The following is a 17,425-nucleotide window of genomic DNA, read 5'->3' as shown; positions in this document are numbered from 1 at the left end:
TCACCTTTTATTGTTGTGCGTTTCAGGCCTGGGTATAGGCCGTCTTGACCGTGGTGAAGAATTCGGCGGCGTAGCTACCTTGTTCGCGGGACCCATGACTGGAACCTTTGCAGCCGCCGAAGGGCACGTGGTAGTCAACGCCGGCCGTTGGGGTGTTGACCATGACCATGCCGCTCTGCATGTGCTGCTTGAAATGCGTGGCGTGTTTGAGCGAGGTGGTGCAGATGCCGGCCGACAGGCCGAAAGGGCTGTCATTGGCCAACGCCAGTGCGTGCTCGTAATGGTCGGCGGGGATGGCGCAGGCCACCGGTCCGAAGATTTCTTCACGGGCGATGCGCATCTCGGCGCTGGCGTCGACGAACAGGGCAGGGCTCATGAAGTGACCGGTCGTCTCGCGTTCGAGTCGCTCGCCGCCATGAGCCAGGCGCGCCCCTTCATGGCGACCGATCGCTATGTAGTCGAGGTTCTGCTCCAGTTGCGCTGCGTCGGCCACCGGTCCTATCTGGCTGTCTGCGTGCAAGGCATGGCCAACCCTGAGGTGTTTCAGGCGTTCGATCAGGGCTGCAGTGAACGTGGGGTAGATGGCCTTGTCGACGATCAGGCGTGAAGACGCCGTGCAGCGCTGGCCTGTGGAGTAGTAGGCGCCCTGTACCGCACACTCTACCGCCTGGTCGAGGTTGGCATCGGCCATGATGATCAGTGGGTTTTTGCCTCCCATCTCCAGTTGAAGCTTCGCAAAGCGTGCTCCAGCGGTTTGCATCAGCACCCGACCGGTCTCCACGGAGCCCGTAAAACTGATGGCATTGACCTGTGCAGCTTCCGCCATTGTCTGGCCGACCACGCTGCCGCGTCCCATTAACAGGTTGAAGGTGCCGTCGGGCAGGCCGGCCCGGTTGATGATATCGGCCAGCGCCCAAGCGCTGCCGGGGACCAGGTCGGCGGGTTTGAACACCACACTGTTGCCATAGGCCAGGGCCGGGGCAATCTTCCATGCAGGGATCGCGATCGGAAAGTTCCACGGCGTGATGATGCCGACCACCCCAACCGGATGACGGCGGATGTCCACTTCGATCCCAGGGCGCAGCGATGCCAAATGTTCGCCGCGAATGCGCAAGGCTTCTGCGGCGAAAAACTTGAAGATCTGCCCGGCGCGGGTCACCTCACCGATCCCTTCGGCCAGCACCTTGCCTTCTTCCCGGGCCAGCAGATGGCCCAGGCTCTCGCGCTGTAACAGCAACTGGTTGCCGATGAAGTCCAGGGCATCGGCGCGTTGCTGCGGGGTGCGAGCCGCCCACTGCGGCTGAGCCCGTTGAGCGGCGCAAATGGCCATGAGTGTATCGTCACGGCTCGCTTGCGCGTACAGGCCCACGGTGTCATGGATGTCCGAGGGGTTGATGTTCTCGCGTACCCCGCAGCCTGCGTACCACTGTCCTGCAATCAGATTCTTGTGCATGGCGTGACTCTTGACGCATGAGTAAGCGACCTGCCGCGGCAGGCCGCATCGGATAGCTACCAGCGTGCCCGCTGCTCGGCGATGCGCTGAGCAATCGAGGCCATCCACTGTTCGCGGGTGAGAAAACCAGGACGGCGCTGACACAGGGCCAGCGTCTGTGCCTTGATTTGCTCGGCACTCTGCTCCAGATCCAGAGGTTCGCGGCAGGGTTGGCTGGTGTACCAGGGGGAGTCGACATACATTTCGATCGGGTTGCCTTCCGGGTCCCTGAAGTACAGGGACCAGGCATTACCGTGGTCCACCTGGTCGATCGGCCCGATGCCGTTGGCTTTGGCGAATTGGTAGTAGCGCTGCAGGTCTTCGATGGAATCGAGTAGGAATGACAACTGGTTGATCGGGTTGAACGGCAAATCAACCGGCTTGCCGTCGAAGAGCACCAACTGATGATGCACTTCGGGGTTCTGGGTCATGAAGAACAGGCGGTGGCCCGTGGACGCGACCCCCTTGTCGCTGACAATGAAGCCCAGTTTGCTGCAGTAGAACTCGACCATGTTGTCCAGGTCTGCACAGAAGGTTCCGGTGTGGGTGAAGTTGATGCGCGGTAAGGTGTTCATGGCAATTGCCCTCTTCTTGTAATTGTTGGCGCGAAGGTGCTTCAGGCTTCGTCTTGCACCGGATTGGACAGGGTGCCGATTTGCGAGATAACCACTTCGAACACATCACCTGGTCGTAAGAACACCGGCGGCGTGCGTTTGAAGCCGATGCCACTGGGGGTGCCGGTGGCGAGGATATCGCCAGGATTCCAGGTCAGTGCCTTGGAGACGTAGGCGATCAGGGTGGGGATGTCGAACGCCAACTCGGCCAGCGTGCCTTCCTGCATCTGCTCACCGTTGAGAATGCCGCGAACCTGAAGTTGGCGATAGTCCGCGATCTCATCGGCAGTCACCAGCCAGGGTCCCAGCGCTCCGGTGCTGCGGAAGGTCTTGCCCATTCCGTATTGATGGGTGTGGAACTGCCAGTCCCGCACGCTGGCGTCGTTGAAGCAGGTGTAGCCGGCGACATGCTCCATGGCATCGGCCGGATCAATGTGCGCGCCGCCCTTGCCGATGACCACGGCCAGTTCCGCCTCGAAGTCGAACTCCTCGGAAACGCGTGGGCGCAGCAGCGGTTCACCATGGGCGAGCAGGGTTTCGGCAAACCGCTGAAAGATCACCGGATGCTGTCCGACCTTGCGTCCAGCTTCTTCGGCATGGGCCACATAGTTGATCCCGACGCAGATGATCTTGCCCGGTGCGGGAATCACCGGTTCGAGCTGGACACTGCTCAAGGGATAGTCTGCCGTGGCGCTGATAACGTGGGCGCGGGCCTGTTCGAGCAGGTGGTCATCGGCCAGGAGCGTTGCCAGGTCATGGATTCCTCGGAACCGGGCAGTGAGCTCTACGACGTGCTCGCCCACCACGGCACCAAAGTGCGCCTGCTGGTTGTGTCGATAAGAAATCAGTTTCATTGGTGACACCTCTTTTTGTGCATAAAACATAATTTCTTGCACCATACATCAAAAAATGCATACTGTGGAAGCCCGCTCAAAAACTTCTTTCGAGCCGGCTTCAGACGGAGATCGAGCATGTCGTTGGTGAAGATCCGCAAAATCAAACTGGATGTGGAAGAGGTGCATCACGAGGGTGGGGCGTCGGTTGCGCAGCCTTTGCTGGTCGCGGTGGCCCTGGCGGTGGTGGAGAACCCTTATGCAGGTCGCTATGTCGATGATCTGCTGCCGTTCATGGCGCAATTGCGTGCCCTGGGCTCTGAGTTGTCGCAGCGCCTGATCGAGGTTTTGGGTGGCGCCGAGCGTGTTCAGGCTTACGGCAAGGGAGCGATCGTGGGAGAAGAGGGTGAGCTCGAGCATGGCGCGTTGTGGCATGAAGCCGGTGGCTGGGCCATGCGTGAAGCGTTGGGCCAACCCAAAGCGATCGTCCCCTCAGCCAAGAGTATCGCCGGGCTTGGTTCGCGGTTGATGATTCCCTTGGGACATACTCAGGCCGCTTACGTGCGCAGCCATTTCGGTGTAGCCGAAATGACGGTCTGGGATGGACCTCGGCGCAATGAGATCGCCTTTGGTCTGGCCATGGCCACAGGTGGACGCATTCATGCACGGATTGGCGGCTTGAGCGCCGCGCAGGTCAAGGGCGAAGACGGCCTGCGATAAGGCTGTAGGTTCCACCGTTCAATACCACTACAAAAACAATATGTGTTGGAGAACATCATGACTGCAAAAACGATGCGTGCCGCCCGCCTGTATGAAGGGGGTAAACCCATGGTCATTGAACAATTACCGGTCCCCCGGATTCGTCCCACCGAGGTCCTGGTCAAGGTCAAGGCTTGTGGCATCGTGCCCAACCTGCACAACATCCTGACCAACTGGGTCAACTGGTTTCCGCAGAACCCACTGCCCAAGCTGCCGGCCGTGTTTGGTCTTGACCCGGCGGGAGTGGTCGAGGCGGTAGGGGAGCAGGTTTATGACTTCAAGGTGGGAGATCGGGTCTATGTGAACCCTGGACGACATTGTGGCTCGTGCCGTGCCTGCCGTGCTGGCAACACCATTGCCTGCAGCGCCTACACGTTTAATGGATATTTCGGCTTCACCCCGAAAAGCCCACGCATGTTTGAGGATTACCCTTACGGGGGGCTGTGCGAGTACATACCGGCACCTCAATACAGCCTGGTGAAATTGCCTGATAACCTTGAGTTCGATACTGCCGCGCGCCTGGGGTACCTGGGCACGGCCTACAAGGCGTTGCTTCGGGCGAATGTCGGCCCGGGTTCCACCGTGCTGATCAATGGGATCAGCGGTACGTTGGGGCTGGGCGCTGTCGCGCTGGCGCTGGCGATGGGGGCGCGCAAGATTCTTGGCACGGCCCGCAATCAGGAACTGTTCCAGAAGGTCAAGGATCTGGCCGCGCCGGGGCGCATTGAAATCCATACCCTGGGCAGTGTGCCTACCCAGCAGTGGGTGCATGCCATTAACGGGGGAGAGGGGGTCGACGTGGCCATCGATGCCCTCGGCCCGGGGGCTCCCCATGAGAGCCTGGTGCAGGCGTTGAAGTCGGTGCGTCGTGGCGGCCACCTGGTCAACATCGGTGCTATTGCCGGTGAGGTGCCGATCGACCTGCACTGGATCATGGACAACGATATCCAGATCAGCGGATCGGCCTGGTTCACCACTGCCCAGGGCCAGTCCATGGCAGATATGGTGGAGTCCGGTGTATTGGATCTTTCGTTCTTCGAACACAGTGTGTTCGCGCTGGAACAGGTGAACGAAGCAATCAGCGGCATTGAGAACCGCAAAGGTGGTTTCGGTAATTTTGTCATTCGCCCCTGACTGGCCAGCGGGGGCATTGGCCCCCGGATGGTCGCCGTATGCCAAGAGGAAAGACGATGCACGTACGCAGAATCGTTACAGGCCACGATGCACTGGGTCGCTCGGTTTTCGTGAGCGACGAGCCAGCACCCAGGGCCACGGATTTTATCGATATGCCCGGTTATGGGCTCACTCAGGTCTGGCGCAACGATACCCCCGCGTCTCTGGGGGGCACCGGTGATTGCACCCTGGATAACGGCTCGCTGATTCCCTTTCCGGGTGGCTCGTCGATGCTCATGATCAGTTTGCCCCCGGACACTGTCATGGGAGCACCGTTGGATCCGGATCGTGCGTTTGCACAGATGTCCGCGGCCATGCCCGGCCTGCTCGAGTGCTTCGAACAGCAGGACCCGGCGATGCACCGCACACTAACGGTGGACTACGTGGTGATGCTTGAAGGGGAGCTGTGGCTGGAGTTGGATGAGGGGCAGCAACGCCGGGTCAGCGCTGGGGATGTGGTCATACAGAACGGTACTCGCCATGCCTGGCGCAACAAGTCCGGCAGTGTGGCCAAGGCGGCTGTGTTCATGCAGGGCCTCGCCCCGCGGGCCGACACGACGCAGGGGCCTGCATGATGAACCGGCCGATGACCCTGTTGGGGCTCTCCGGTAGTCTGCGCTCGAAGTCGTCACACACGGCGGTGTTGCGTACGGTCGCTGAGCATTTGCCAGGAGGGGTTCAACTGGAACTGTATGAACTCGCTTCGATCCCACTTTACAACGAGGATTGCGAGGGTGATCACACACCGTTGGCCGTATTGGCGCTGCGCGAGGCCGTGGCGCGTGCCGAGGGTGTGTTGATCGGTTCTCCAGAGTACAACCATGGTATGTCGGGTGTGTTGAAAAACGCCTTGGATTGGTTGTCGCGGCCGCATGGACAGTCGGTGCTCAGGGGGCGCGCAGTTCTCACGTTTACGGCATCTCCTGCCTTTACCGGCGGTGTGCGGGCGCATCAGCAGCTCAATGAAACGCTCTGTGCCATGCAGGCACGGCAAGTGGTGTATCCGCAGATCGTCATTGGTGACGTAGGTAGCAAGGTTCGTGATGGGCGGCTGATCGACGAGGTGTCGCGCCGTTTTCTATTGGAGGGGGTGAACCGTCTGATCGAATGTGCGGCGTCTGGTTGAGTATGTGAAGTCGGCTCGTGCCCCTAGACGTGGTGTAACTGAGCACCTAGCAGCCAATCTCCGTCCCTAACTGTCCACGAACTGGCTTGAGCGCGGCCTGTTCGGCCGCCGACAACGTCGTCCAGACCTTCAATCCGGACCGCTGCTCGATCTACGCAACGGTGACCTGGTGATGCAGAAGCTGGCGCACTAGGCGTGTCTCGATCCAGAATGAAGGCAGCAAAGGTCCCCTCGGTCGGCGTGCTGTGGGTGAAGAGGATCTTCCAGCAGCCGCTGGGGAGGGGTAGCTGCTGGGTGGTGCTGGGAAGGGTACCGATGTACCGCTCGTACAGCGTACCCGTCAGCACGTACACCGAACCAATCCCTGGCTGCTTCACCAGCGTCCGTTCCTTGTCTTCCAGTCGTGCCCAGGCACCCTGGTTCAGGTCACTTTTCTGCGCGGTGATGTTGGACAGGTTGTTCAACTCGTTCAACATCTGCCAGTCACTGACACCGGCCATGGAGGCGAGGTTCGCTTGATGCCCGCGGTCGGTCTTCAGCGTTTCATTGGCCAGCTTGTAGTCGGCATCGTCCAGCGTCTCAGCAGCAGGTATGAGTGGACGGCCCGGTCCAGATGTCGATTGCGAGACGAGCCTGAGGATGGTGGCTTGTTGCTACGACTTATTTCTTTCCGTCAGCCAAGATCGCGTCTTGCCGTCGTTCAATGATCAAGCAAGGGAGTTGCCATGCGCCTATTTGGTTGGATTCTGACCGTCATGGGGGGGTGTGGACATACTCAGGACTCATGCGAATCATCCTGGGTACCATGGGTATAGTCTCCGGGGGATTCGTCCAGAATGTTCTCCTTGGATGGGTGCCCCTCGCCTTGGCGGCGCTGGCTTTTTGGGGCGGAAGTCAATTGAGAGCGAGAGCGTCTCTAGCGAGTGAGCGCAAAACTCAAGCTTGACCTGTTTCGGGGTAGGGCTCTGAGCCGTCAGCAGATGGATGCCTTTCGGGCTGGGCGCATCCAACGCTCAACTGGTGGGATGGGAGAGGATGACTTCGAAGTCCTCAAGCGCCTGCTGAAATGCCGAGAGGGCAAATGACACCGGCTGGCAGTTCTCCATCCACCGAGTTTGCGCGCCCACTTCGAGCCCACCTGAAACACTGAGCCCGAACCGTACCCAGGTGACGGTGTCATTGGCGACGACCTGTTCAACCATGAGCACCGTGCAGTCGAAATCCATGTCATCGGCGCAGACGAGAAGGGGCACCAGTGTTGAGGTGCCGTCCTCACCTGGAGCGAAGCGGCGTTTGGCCAGCTCTTGCTCCTCTTCCTCCAGTAACCAAATCAGCGACAGCCCAAGCATTGCCGCCAGCTCGTAATCCAGGTGCTGGGCGACCCACTGCTCGATGCCCATGCCATCGACCATCAACCAGGCGCAGGCACTGCGAGAAAATTTTGCCTGATGACGAGCGGCACGGATGGAGTGAAGCATGGGTACAGATTCCTTTTGAAATAAACGTCTGTCGATCATTGAGCTTCAGGTGGCTGATCGCCGCTGGGGATGGTGTGTTGCTTTGTGTGGAAGGGGACCGCTCGCGAAGGTCCCCTGATGCACTGCAATAAAGGTTGGGTGCACGGAGGGTTTGGCTGGCAAACCCTCCTTGGTTATGTTAACCGACCTCTTTAAGGAACTCAGACACCTTGGCGAGTCCTTCCTTCAGCACCTCGGCGCTGTTGGCATAGCCGATGCGCACATATCCCTCGATATCCAGGGCACTGCCAGGCGTGAACATTACGCCCTTGGCTTCAAGCAGGCGCACGCAGAAATCACGAGACGACATGTCTACGGCGATCTTCAGCAGCGCCGTGGTGCCCGCCTTGGGTTTCACATAGCTGACCTTCGGTTCGCTGGCGACCCAGGCATCCAGAATTTCCAGGTTGCCGCGAGTCAGTGCATGGTTGCGGGCCAGGATCTTGTCACGATTTTCCAGGGCAATGCAGGCGAAGTGGTCATCCAACATGCCGACACTGATGGTGTTGTAGTCACGGTGAATCGACACCGCGTGAATCAGTTCCTCGGGCGCGACAATCCAGCCCAGACGCAGGCCGGCCAGGGAGTAGGTCTTGGACATGCTCGCCGTGCTGATGCCTTTCTCGTACAGATCGGCGATCGAGGTGGTGTAGCCGTTGCCGTGCTGATCGGTCCCGCGATAGACCTCATCGCAGAGCAGCCAGGCATCGACCGAACGAGCGACTTCAACAATCTGCTGCAGCAGGGCCCGATCCATCAGTGAGCCGGTAGGGTTGTTCGGGTTGTTGAGGGCGATCAGGCGGGTGTTGCTGCGCACCATGCCTTTGAGTTCTTGCAGGTCCGGCAGGAAGGCGTTTTCCTCGCGCAGCCGCAGGATCGAAACCTCGGCACCGTAGCTTTCCGGAATCGAATAGTGTTGCTGATAGGTCGGGCCGACGGAAATCACATGATCCCCCGGTTCAACCAGGGTCTCATGGACCAGGGCGTTTGCGCCGATTGCACCGTGGGTGATGATGACGTTCGAGGGTTTCTGGTTGTCGTACAGCGAAGCGACGAGACGGCGCAGGCGGTCTGAGCCTTCAATGGCGCCGTAGGTCATCTTCATCGGCAGCAGTTCAGCCAGGATGCTGTCTTTCTTACCGGCCATCTCGAGCAGTTGCTCGATCGTAATGGATTCGACGCAGGTTTCTGCCAGGTTGTACTCGCACTTGGTTTCGTAGGCGTTCATCCAGATTTCAACGCCGAATTCTTTGATCTTCATAGAGCACTCTTGTTGTTGATGGTTTGCAGGGAGGGTTGATGAAAGTCAGGACAGCTCGCGTAAGGCAGAATGGGCGTTGCGTCGCCCTGTCCAGCCGCGTAGTAGCTGTGGGGCGTAGTAGCAGCCGTAGCAGAGCGCGATGAAGGGTAGGCTGACGTATAGCGCTATGCGTTGCTCGGGGTCGAATGCGATGCCGATGCAGGCGCCCAGGCAGGACGCCAGCGCAATCAGCGGAGCCCATGGATACCAGCGAGCCCTGTACACCAGGTCGTCAAGACGACCGCCTTGGCGCAGGTATTCACGGCGAAACAGCATCTGGCAGACGGCGATGCTGATCCACACGGCGACGATGGCAAAACCGGCAATCGATACCAGCAGCATATAGACGGTCTCGGCAGCCCAGAGGCTGCTCATCAAGGCGGCCACGCCCCCCAGCATGCTGAACAGAATGGCATTGACCGGTGTGCCGCGTCGGGTCAGCCGGGCGAACAGTTTGGGCAATTGCCCCTGGTCGCCCAGGGTCCACAGCATGCGAGCGGCAGCGTAAAGGCCGGAGTTGGCCGCCGAGACCAGCGCGGTGATGATGACGAAGTTCATGACGTCCGCGGCATAGGGAATGCCTGTCCGGCTGAATACCACCACGAAGGGGCTTTCAGACAGGCCGGCCTGCTCGCGTGGCAGCAGCAGGCAGATGACCACAATGGTGCCAATGAAGAACAGGACCAGACGGGCCACTGTCGCTCGCAGTGCTCGTGGAATGTTGCGTTGCGGATCTTGCGTTTCGCCTGCCGCGATGCCGATGACCTCGGTGCCGGCAAACGCAAAGGCGACCGCCAACAAGGCCAGGCCGATCGAGCCGAAACCGGTAGGGAACCAGCCTTCGCGGGTGAAATTGGCGAATCCGGTGGTGGCAGGATCGGCGTCTCCCGCGAGTCCGGCCACCGCCAGGGCGCCGACCACGATGAACACCACGACCGTAATCACTTTGACCAGGGACAGCCAGAACTCGGTTTCCGCAAAGGCGCGAACCGACACCAGGTTATTGATGGTAATGACCCCCCCCAGCAGGGCCGCCCAGGCCCAGACGGGGACGCCCGGAAACCAGCGTTCGAGCAGTACACCAGCGCCCAGCAACTCGGAGCCGATGGCGACCGCCCAGCTCAGCCAATACAGCCACGCCACGGTGTAGCCGGTTGCAGGCCCAATGAAGCGGGTCGCGTAGTAGCTGAAGGAGCCGGTTTGCGGCATGTGTACAGCCAGCTCACCCAGGCAGGTCATGACGCTGTAGATCATCAGTGCGCCCAGGAAGTAGGCAATGACCGCACCCAAGGGGCCGGCTTGGCTGACGGTAAAACCGGAGGCCAGGAACAGGCCGGTGCCGATGGTACCGCCGATGGCCAACATGATCAGGTGTCGGGACTGCATGTCCTTGCGGAACTCGTTCCGATGTGTGGTGCGTTCTACGGGGATTGTCATTGTTGTTTTCTCACGCTTTCGCAGGTGCGGGGACGTCGTGCTGGAGGAACTGCGCGGATCCAGTGGCAGACGAAATCATTTCCTTGCTGGTGTGATTTATAGCCTAAAAGTCTCAGGTAGACAAATGGTCTATTTCTGAGCACTATCTTTTCCACGTCCCCGCTATGCGTTCTCTTGGCGAGGGGGTCTGGATTCAGCTTCAATCACCATCAGGAGTTTCATGACATGAACGTAGAGCGGCTGCAGACGGATACACGGATGAGTGCCATCGTCAAACACAACGGCACGGTGTATCTCTCTGGGGAGGTGGCCAATGACCTGGAGGGCTCTGCCGAGCAGCAGACGCGCGAAACGCTGGACAATATCGAGCGATTGCTCGATCAGGCGGGCACCGATAAAACGCATATCCTGTCCGCCACGATCTACCTGAAGGATATCGCCACGGATTTCGAGGCCATGAACCGCGTCTGGGACCAATGGGTGCCGCAGGGCGCGGCACCGGCGCGTGCCACGGTAGAGGCCAAGCTGTTTGACCCGGGTTTTCGGGTTGAGATATCAATCATTGCGGCGCTGCCTGCCTGAGGCGGGAGCCAGGCCGGGAGCGCTCGCACCCGGCCTGGCCATGCAGACATACCAGCAGGCCAGTCAATTGCCGCGCAGCACCTTCAGATACTTGTAGACGGTGGCCCTTCCCATGTTCAGGACATTGGCCACATAGTCGGCCCCACTGCGTCCGTCGAAGGCCCCTTCGCTGTGCAACGCTTCAATCATGGCGCGCTTTTGCTTCATGTTCAGTGTCGAGAGCGACAGTTGGTGCTCGGCCAGCCAGGCATGCAGGAAGGTGTTGATCCGTTCTTGCCAGTCGTCACGAAACAACGCGTCCGGCTGCGGCATCAGGCGACTGACCTGGAAAAAGGCATCCAGCGCATCGCGTGCTTGCTCGAGAACCGAGAAGTTGGTGTTGATGCACAGGAGATACTCGGGCTTGCCCTTGGTATCGCGCAGGACGCTGGTGATGGAGCGGATTTTCTGGCCATTCCAGTTCAGCTTCTCATAGGGGCCAAGGCTGTCGACCCCATCGAGCTCCCCTGGCAGTTCTTCCAGCGCCGAGTCGTCTCCGAGCTTGCGCTTGGAGAAGTTGTTGGCGATATGCACGACCGTCTGGGTTTTGACCTCGTGGAGGATGACTTCGGCGTGCGGGAAGAGCAGGGTGGCGATGCAGTCTGCGATGACCTTGTAGTTGGCGAGGCTGTTCATGTCTGAAGCAAAGTCCTTTGGGATCGGGCGGCGTGCCTGGATGGCGCCGCCCGACACGATGCGCCCGATTTTCGAGGGCGCCCGGCGATGGGGTCAAGTGCTTTCGGGAGGGGATGAAAGAGCTGCCCGGTACAGCGCCAGGGCGATGGCCACATCTTCGAGCCCCAGGCCCATGGAGCGGAAGAAGGCCGGGCGATGGTAATCAGGCAGCGGTGCGGTGCCCGCTTCCAGCTCTGGCAAATCCCCAACAATGGCGCTCGTCGACCAGGCGTACTGTTGCGCGGCCAGAACCATTTCGCCCGCGATGGCAGGGGTGGTTTGCCGGTAGTCGCAGTACACATCCATCTCTGAGAGCACCAGTGGGGCTATCTCGTGGGCACGGTAGGCATTGGTGCTGATGGAGGTAATCAGAGCGGGACGGTCCAGCTGTTCCAGTTTCAGTACCGGGTTGGCTGAAGAGGTGCACAGCATGACCACATCGGCCTCCTTCAAGGCGGCTGATTTGTCCTCGTGCAGTTCCACGGTGGCGCTCAGGTTACAAATGGCTTGGCGGTGTTCTGGCGGCATGGAGCCGAGGTTGGGAGAGTGGATCGAAATGCGCTCCCAGGCTCGCAGGTCCAGGGTGGCTCGCAGGTGCTCCACGGCCAGCCTTCCGCTGCCAATGATGACCAGATGCTTGGCCGAGGCGGGAGCCAGGTGTTCAACCGCGACGGCCGTGGTGGCAGCGGTACGCAGGGCCGTCAGGTAGGTCGCGTCCGTCAGCAACAAGGGCTGTCCGGTTCGAAGCGACATCAACAGCGTCCAGGCGGTGACGATAGGACGATCCGCCGTGGGGATGTAGGGGGATGTTTTCACCCCGTAGACGTATTCGTCATTGAGGGCACCCAGGTAATTGATGAAGTCCGCATTGTTGGCCAGCCCTACCTGTTGCTGCTCGGGTTGAATCGCACGGCCGGTCGCCAGGGCGCGAAACAGGTTATGCATCGCCTGACGTACGTCCAGGTGCTGGCTGAGGGTACGAACACGTTCATCGTCGAGAATGAGCGGAGATATCGAGGTATTGCGCATGGCTGACATCCGGGTAATGGGCTGCAGGGGACAACGGCTGCATCCGGTGATGCAGCCGTTGAGGGTCATTCGCCGTAGACGTTGAAATCGAAGTACTTGCTGTTGATTTGCTGGTAGGTGCCGTTGGCCCGGATTTCAGCGATCGCCCGGTTGAACCGCTCGGCCAGTGGCTGGTCACCCTTGCGCACGGCGATCGCGACACCGTCGCCGAAATAGGCCGGGTCGTTGAAGGCCGGACCACTGAAGGCGAAGCCCTTGCCAATGGGCTTCTTGAGGAAGGTCTGATCGAGAATGACGTCGTCGGCCAGCGTGCCATCGAGTCTCTGTGCCTGAAGGTCCAGGTACACCTCGTTTTGTGAGGTGTAGCGCACCACCACGGCCCCTTTGGGTTCCAGCACCTGGGTGGCGTAACGGTCGTGAATGCTGGCGCGTTGTACGCCGATGCGTTTGCCGGCGAGGCCGCTGAGGTCGCTGCCTAACTGGAGGTCTTGTTTCATGACCAGCCGTGCGGCACTACGGTAGTAGCGGTCGGTGAAATCGACAGACTTTTTGCGGTCTTCGGTGATGGTGAGGGAGGCCAGGATTGCATCGACCTTGCGCACTTTGAGCGACGGTATGAGGCCGTCATATTCCTGCTCCACCCAGATGCATTTGACTTCCATCTGCTTGCACAGCGCGTTGCCGATGTCGTAGTCAAAGCCTGCCAGCTCACCGTTCGCCTGCTTGTAGGCGAACGGTGGGTAGGCGGCCTCGATACCAATGCGCAAGCCGTTGTCGGCCGCTTGTGCGCCGGCGGCGCCGATCATCAGCGCCAATGCCAAAAGATGTTTCTTACTCATGAACGCTACCTCGTTGTTGTGATTGTTGTGAGTGAGGGGACGGCGGAAGCACTCGATGGGCCGGTTTACAGACCCATGAGCTTGCCGCTCTGGCGGTCGGGTAGAGGGTCCTGGCCGGCGAGCATGCCGATCTTCTGCCCAGTCCGAGTGAGCTTGGTGTGATGCCGTGCCACCAGCAGGCCAGTGACCTGGCTGATGACCGGCGTACGAGGGGCGCCTGGCTGGAGATCGAGGGGGACGATTTCGGCGATGGTCTCACCTCGTGTCACGCTTTCCCCGAGCGCTTTCTTCCAGGCCACGATGCCGGCGGCTGGGGACTTGAGGTGACAGACGCCTTCGAGCGGGTAAACCATGACCGACGCTGCATCCAGCACCGGTTCCTCGCCTTCAATGAGTCCCTCGTGTTGGAGAAATCGCAGAATGCCCCGGGCATCTTCGGCGGCCAGTTCATCGTCCACATCGGACTGGCCTCGAAGCTCCAGAGTGGCGGAGAAGCCCAACTGCTGTGGGGTGATCAGTTGTTGGTCGAGGAAGGGCTTCCACGCTTTGGCATAGGCTTCGTCCATGGGCAATCCACCGGCCTCGTCTTCCAGGAATACCGCCCGCGTGCCGGTAGCGGCGGCAAAGTTCAGCGCGCGCTCGCGTTGATTGAGGTTGGCGTAGATGTGCAGGATGCTCGAGGTATCGCAGTGCAGATCCAACAGGATGTCGTGTTCCAGAGCCTGGGTCAGCAGCCAGTGCTTGCCGGCGCCCAGCGGGTCGACGGGGTGGATAGCGGCCAGTGCTCGAGCAAAACGATCCTTGATGGCGCGGGTGTCATTGAACGGCACAGGCGCGTTTTCCAGGCCCTGTATCAGGACTTTGGTGAGGTCCGGGAAATTGCGGTTGAAGTTCTCTCCGGTGGCCAGGTCGTAGCGACCGGCCAATTGCCCAAAGACTTGCTGGCCGAAGCCGATGGGGTTGGCATAGGGCACCACGTCGATACGACCGAGTAGCTTGCCCTGGGACTCCAGCACAAGCAGTGCGTCCATCAGGTGCTGGAGCACCAGCAGGCCTGGGTGCTCGTCGGCGTGCGTCGCCGCCTGCAGGTAGGCACTGCGCGAAGCATTCGTGAGGCCGAAGCTGTGCTTGATCAGCGTATGGGTGCTTCCGGGGGTGAGGGTCGGCAGCACGAAGCGGGTTGTTGTCGGCATGGGGTGGCTCGAAGTTTGTGTACTGAAAGTCTATAGTGGATTTTAAGTACACATCAATCAATTTCGAGTGACCAGGTCGTTGTGGCTACCTTGATCTGGTTGTTGACACTTTCGACCAAATTAGTACCCAAGGGCCAACGAGTGTGTGCCAGGATGCCCGGAAGGTAAGGCTTCAGTCGTAGGGCGAATTGGCTGAGCGGCGTGATCCCGCTGCTCATCGCCCGCTCGTACCAGTCTTGCCAGAAGCGCTAGGCGTAACCCGGATGACGGTAGTCCTACAGTGCCTTGGGGGGTGTCCTTGAGCACATAGACCGTCATCAGAGCTTGATTGGCCTCCAAGACCTTTTCGAGCCGGATTTTGTAGACCTCTCGCGTCACGTTCTCCCGATTGCGCAATAACAACCAACGCGAGGATTTGACTACTTTGCGAGCCGACCGGTCGCCGCGCAGTCGATTGGCGTCATTCACCCGCACGCGGTCAATGACTTGCCGTCCAGACTTGGCTACCCCGTGGAATAGGTCGTAAACCATTTCTGCTTGCGGGCCGTGGGTATGGACCTCCAGATCGAAGGCGGTATTCATGTCCACGCTCGCAGTCAGCCGCCTTGTGACCCGAGCGTAAGGGGCGAGCCAGTCCCGCTCTTCGAGCTCAGGGCCCACCGACGACATGCGAGTCGCACTCGAGATGCGATCAGCTCGACCGGAGGTTGAAAGACTGGTAGGTCGCGAATCCTCCGCTCGGTTCTATCATGTATAGCGCTAGCATGGCGCCCACAGGCACTGCAGTACCTGCGATGGCGAACGTTCGGTTCCAGCCGGATTATGCGAAAGCGTTGGCCGTTCGCATTTCCTCCCAACTTTCCCGATACCGATAGCCATCCCAACCTCCAACATCAATTAACAGGCTCTGTTGCTTCAACATTGATCTCTCAGTCCCTTACCACGATCACCGAGCGGCCGCGAGGTGGGTATTTACGACCGTGGTGGTGTCGGCAAGGTACGACTCAATAGCGATGGCGAGTGCGAGCGGCGTTTCGTTCATCGGATAATGGCCGGCGTTCTTCAGGATCTCAACAGTCGCATAGGGATATCGGCGAAGGTAGGTTTTGGCCATCAACCCCGCATTGAATGTTGGATCGTGTTCCCCCACCAGCACCTTCACCGGAGGCCATCCGACAATCTCGTCGCTGAAATCGGTATCTGCCCATGCATGGAAATACGCAGCGAACGCTTCCTGAGAGGAATGCGTTACTGAATACTCCGTTTTCCATTCGACCCAGGACGAGGGCAACCGTCCGCCGGTGCTGCGATCGATGATGGTTCTGCGATTGCCTACGTGCTCGGCGGCATCTTCGAGAAAGCGCCGCGTCTCGACATCGTACGAAATGCCGCCGCAAGGAACAGGTGCAACCGCCACCAGTCCCCGCACCCGATCGGGGGCACGTGTCGCAATCCGCTCAATCGCCATGCCCCCCATCGAATGACCAATCAGGCTGAAATCGTGAAATCCGAGCGTATCAGCAAGCGCTAGCGCGTCGGATGCGATCTCATCGATCGTGTACGTTCCGCGCGTCTTCTGCATGCCCCCGTAGCCGCGATAGTCCATGAATACGTAACTGAACGCGCGGCCATTCAACCAGGGCTCAATCTGTTCGAACGAATGCGCGTCACCGAACCAGCCGTGAAGAACGAGGACGGGGTGAGGGCCGTTCCCCACGCGGTGAAATGTATTAGTCATATTGACTCCGATGTGAATGGGATGTGGTCTTCATTCCGCGCGACGCGAACTTTCCGCGGACAGCATTGCTCGGTCACGCGACAGATGCTGTGGATCGTAAGCTGACCGGTATAGGCCCGCTTTCAGTAACGGGCCATTAGCTGTAGAATTTGGGCCATGCGAAATACCTTGCTCGATCCCTTCGAAGACATCCCGCGCAGCGTGGTCGTGACAGCGAACGATTACGACGCTGGTTCATCGTTTCCAGTACACGCGCATCGACGCGGTCAGTTCGCGTTTGCCTCTCGCGGTACGATCAGCGTGGCGACTCCCGAAGGGCGCTGGCTCGTTCCGCCACAGCGAGCTTGCTGGGTACCTGCCGGTATTTCTCACGAAATGACGATGAGCGGGCCAGTAACTATGCTCAACGCTTTCGTGTCACTGGAAGAAGCGAAGGCCGAGCAACTGCCGGTCCATTGTTGCGTCTACGGTGTTTCGGCACTTCTCAAGCATTTGCTCGAGCAGGCCATCGATTTGCCGGCCATGTATGACGTTGATGGACGTGCCGGCAAGTTAATGAATCTGCTTGTCGCGGAGATAGCGTCAATGCCGCGTCTGTCACTTCATGCACCGTTGCCGAGCGACACCCGTCTCGCACGCGCATGCCGGCGGCTGTTTCATGCGCCGTCGATTACCGTTGGGCTCGACATGATGGCCGCCGAAGTCGGAATGAGCAGGCGAACCTTTACCCGGCTTTTCCGCGCGCAGACCGGCGTGAGTTTTGCCGAGTGGCGCCAGCAGGTCTGCCTGCTCACGGCCATCGAGCGTTTGAGTGGAGGCCAACCCGTGACCCGGGTCGCACTGGACTTGGGCTACGCTAGTCCTAGCGCGTTCTCATCCGCGTTTCGTCGCGTGCTCGGTGAAACGCCGACTCAGTATTTGGAGGCACGCCGCGTGGCATGAGGAAGGAGCCGCTCGGCTCCGGTTCTAAAAGTTCACGTCGCCGAATGGAAGCGCGATGGAACACGCTCACGTCCCCCCGCAGATCGGCGAAGAACCAAACTTTGCCCGGTGACGAGCGGCACGGATGGAGTGAAGCA

At 59.7% G+C, this 17,425-nt stretch carries 20 protein-coding genes and 1 pseudogene; 6 read left to right on the top strand and 15 right to left on the bottom strand.

What is annotated here, in order from left to right; translation table 11 throughout:
* Window positions 1-22 precede the first annotated feature (22 nt).
* From HU752_RS20875 to HU752_RS20865, 3 genes are read right to left on the bottom strand one after another with little or no spacing between them, the layout of a single operon-like run.
* Entirely contained in the window at window positions 23-1,453 is a 1,431-nt protein-coding gene (locus HU752_RS20875; protein WP_186675863.1) for an aldehyde dehydrogenase family protein, read from the bottom strand.
* A 56-nt stretch (window positions 1,454-1,509) separates the two neighbouring features.
* The gene (locus tag HU752_RS20870; protein ID WP_186675865.1) at window positions 1,510-2,067 is read right to left on the bottom strand and encodes a VOC family protein; all 558 of its coding nucleotides are present in this window, start codon (window positions 2,065-2,067) and stop codon (window positions 1,510-1,512) included.
* 41 nt (window positions 2,068-2,108) lie between these two features.
* Window positions 2,109-2,960 carry a fumarylacetoacetate hydrolase family protein gene (locus tag HU752_RS20865; protein ID WP_186675867.1) on the bottom strand — a complete coding sequence of 284 codons (852 nt, stop codon included), beginning with the start codon at window positions 2,958-2,960 and terminating at the stop codon, window positions 2,109-2,111.
* Window positions 2,961-3,077: 117 nt separating this feature from the next.
* Between HU752_RS20865 and HU752_RS20860 the strand changes: the two genes are divergently transcribed.
* Genes HU752_RS20860 through HU752_RS20845 form a run of 4 tightly spaced genes read left to right on the top strand, consistent with a single transcriptional unit; the run spans window position 3,078 to window position 5,997 of the window.
* Window positions 3,078-3,659, top strand: coding sequence for an amino acid synthesis family protein (locus tag HU752_RS20860; protein ID WP_186675869.1), 582 nt, complete (start codon window positions 3,078-3,080; stop codon window positions 3,657-3,659).
* Window positions 3,660-3,716: 57 nt separating this feature from the next.
* Complete coding sequence (locus HU752_RS20855) at window positions 3,717-4,832, top strand: alcohol dehydrogenase catalytic domain-containing protein (protein ID WP_186676133.1); 1,116 nt, start codon at window positions 3,717-3,719, stop codon at window positions 4,830-4,832.
* Window positions 4,833-4,888: 56 nt separating this feature from the next.
* A complete protein-coding gene (locus HU752_RS20850) occupies window positions 4,889-5,446 on the top strand; it encodes a cupin domain-containing protein (RefSeq protein WP_186675872.1) in 558 nt (185 codons plus the stop codon).
* Window positions 5,443-5,997, top strand: coding sequence for an NADPH-dependent FMN reductase (locus HU752_RS20845; RefSeq protein ID WP_225920044.1), 555 nt, complete (start codon window positions 5,443-5,445; stop codon window positions 5,995-5,997). The genes HU752_RS20850 and HU752_RS20845 overlap by 4 nt, the downstream gene beginning before the upstream one ends.
* Before the next feature lie 23 nt (window positions 5,998-6,020).
* On the opposite strand, the gene HU752_RS20840 is transcribed toward HU752_RS20845, so the two are convergent.
* From HU752_RS20840 to HU752_RS20825, 4 genes are all read right to left on the bottom strand, one after another.
* Complete coding sequence (locus tag HU752_RS20840; RefSeq protein ID WP_264084005.1) at window positions 6,021-6,536, bottom strand: DNA/RNA non-specific endonuclease; 516 nt, start codon at window positions 6,534-6,536, stop codon at window positions 6,021-6,023.
* A 474-nt stretch (window positions 6,537-7,010) separates the two neighbouring features.
* On the bottom strand, window positions 7,011-7,475 hold the full coding sequence (locus tag HU752_RS20835; protein ID WP_186675875.1) for a hypothetical protein: 465 nt from the start codon (window positions 7,473-7,475) through the stop codon (window positions 7,011-7,013).
* A 178-nt stretch (window positions 7,476-7,653) separates the two neighbouring features.
* Window positions 7,654-8,775, bottom strand: coding sequence for an aminotransferase (locus HU752_RS20830; protein ID WP_186675878.1), 1,122 nt, complete (start codon window positions 8,773-8,775; stop codon window positions 7,654-7,656).
* Window positions 8,776-8,820: 45 nt separating this feature from the next.
* Complete coding sequence (locus HU752_RS20825; protein ID WP_225920043.1) at window positions 8,821-10,251, bottom strand: amino acid permease; 1,431 nt, start codon at window positions 10,249-10,251, stop codon at window positions 8,821-8,823.
* A gap of 225 nt (window positions 10,252-10,476) precedes the next feature.
* Between HU752_RS20825 and HU752_RS20820 the strand changes: the two genes are divergently transcribed.
* Window positions 10,477-10,833 carry a RidA family protein gene (locus HU752_RS20820; protein WP_186675880.1) on the top strand — a complete coding sequence of 119 codons (357 nt, stop codon included), beginning with the start codon at window positions 10,477-10,479 and terminating at the stop codon, window positions 10,831-10,833.
* Between the two features lie 63 nt (window positions 10,834-10,896).
* Here the strand turns inward: HU752_RS20820 and HU752_RS20815 are convergent, their stop codons facing one another.
* From HU752_RS20815 to HU752_RS20785, 8 genes and pseudogenes are all read right to left on the bottom strand, one after another.
* Window positions 10,897-11,508 (bottom strand): helix-turn-helix transcriptional regulator, encoded by a 612-nt coding sequence (locus tag HU752_RS20815; protein ID WP_186676138.1) that lies wholly within the window; start codon window positions 11,506-11,508, stop codon window positions 10,897-10,899.
* A gap of 93 nt (window positions 11,509-11,601) precedes the next feature.
* Entirely contained in the window at window positions 11,602-12,576 is a 975-nt protein-coding gene (locus HU752_RS20810) for an ornithine cyclodeaminase family protein (protein ID WP_186675882.1), read from the bottom strand.
* A 65-nt stretch (window positions 12,577-12,641) separates the two neighbouring features.
* Window positions 12,642-13,415, bottom strand: coding sequence for an ABC transporter substrate-binding protein (locus HU752_RS20805; protein WP_186675884.1), 774 nt, complete (start codon window positions 13,413-13,415; stop codon window positions 12,642-12,644).
* A gap of 65 nt (window positions 13,416-13,480) precedes the next feature.
* Window positions 13,481-14,608, bottom strand: coding sequence for a succinylglutamate desuccinylase/aspartoacylase family protein (locus HU752_RS20800; protein WP_186675886.1), 1,128 nt, complete (start codon window positions 14,606-14,608; stop codon window positions 13,481-13,483).
* Between the two features lie 53 nt (window positions 14,609-14,661).
* Window positions 14,662-14,826, bottom strand: a complete 165-nt coding sequence (locus HU752_RS32000; protein ID WP_367616309.1) for a hypothetical protein — start codon at window positions 14,824-14,826, stop codon at window positions 14,662-14,664.
* An 85-nt stretch (window positions 14,827-14,911) separates the two neighbouring features.
* Window positions 14,912-15,190, bottom strand: a pseudogene (locus HU752_RS31995) (transposase); the annotation flags it as partial.
* A gap of 14 nt (window positions 15,191-15,204) precedes the next feature.
* Window positions 15,205-15,465 (bottom strand): transposase family protein, encoded by a 261-nt coding sequence (locus HU752_RS31990; protein ID WP_225920191.1) that lies wholly within the window; start codon window positions 15,463-15,465, stop codon window positions 15,205-15,207.
* 89 nt (window positions 15,466-15,554) lie between these two features.
* On the bottom strand, window positions 15,555-16,346 hold the full coding sequence (locus tag HU752_RS20785) for an alpha/beta fold hydrolase (protein WP_186675894.1): 792 nt from the start codon (window positions 16,344-16,346) through the stop codon (window positions 15,555-15,557).
* A 156-nt stretch (window positions 16,347-16,502) separates the two neighbouring features.
* Here HU752_RS20785 and HU752_RS20780 point away from each other — a divergent pair, with 156 nt between their 5' ends.
* Complete coding sequence (locus HU752_RS20780) at window positions 16,503-17,288, top strand: AraC family transcriptional regulator (RefSeq protein WP_186675896.1); 786 nt, start codon at window positions 16,503-16,505, stop codon at window positions 17,286-17,288.
* Window positions 17,289-17,425: the final 137 nt, after the last annotated feature.

This window comes from Pseudomonas vanderleydeniana (assembly GCF_014268755.2).
GTDB classification, from domain to species: domain Bacteria; phylum Pseudomonadota; class Gammaproteobacteria; order Pseudomonadales; family Pseudomonadaceae; genus Aquipseudomonas; species Aquipseudomonas vanderleydeniana.
The sequence above is the reverse complement of the archived record's forward strand: the minus strand, read 5'-3'. Positions and strand labels throughout refer to the sequence as shown.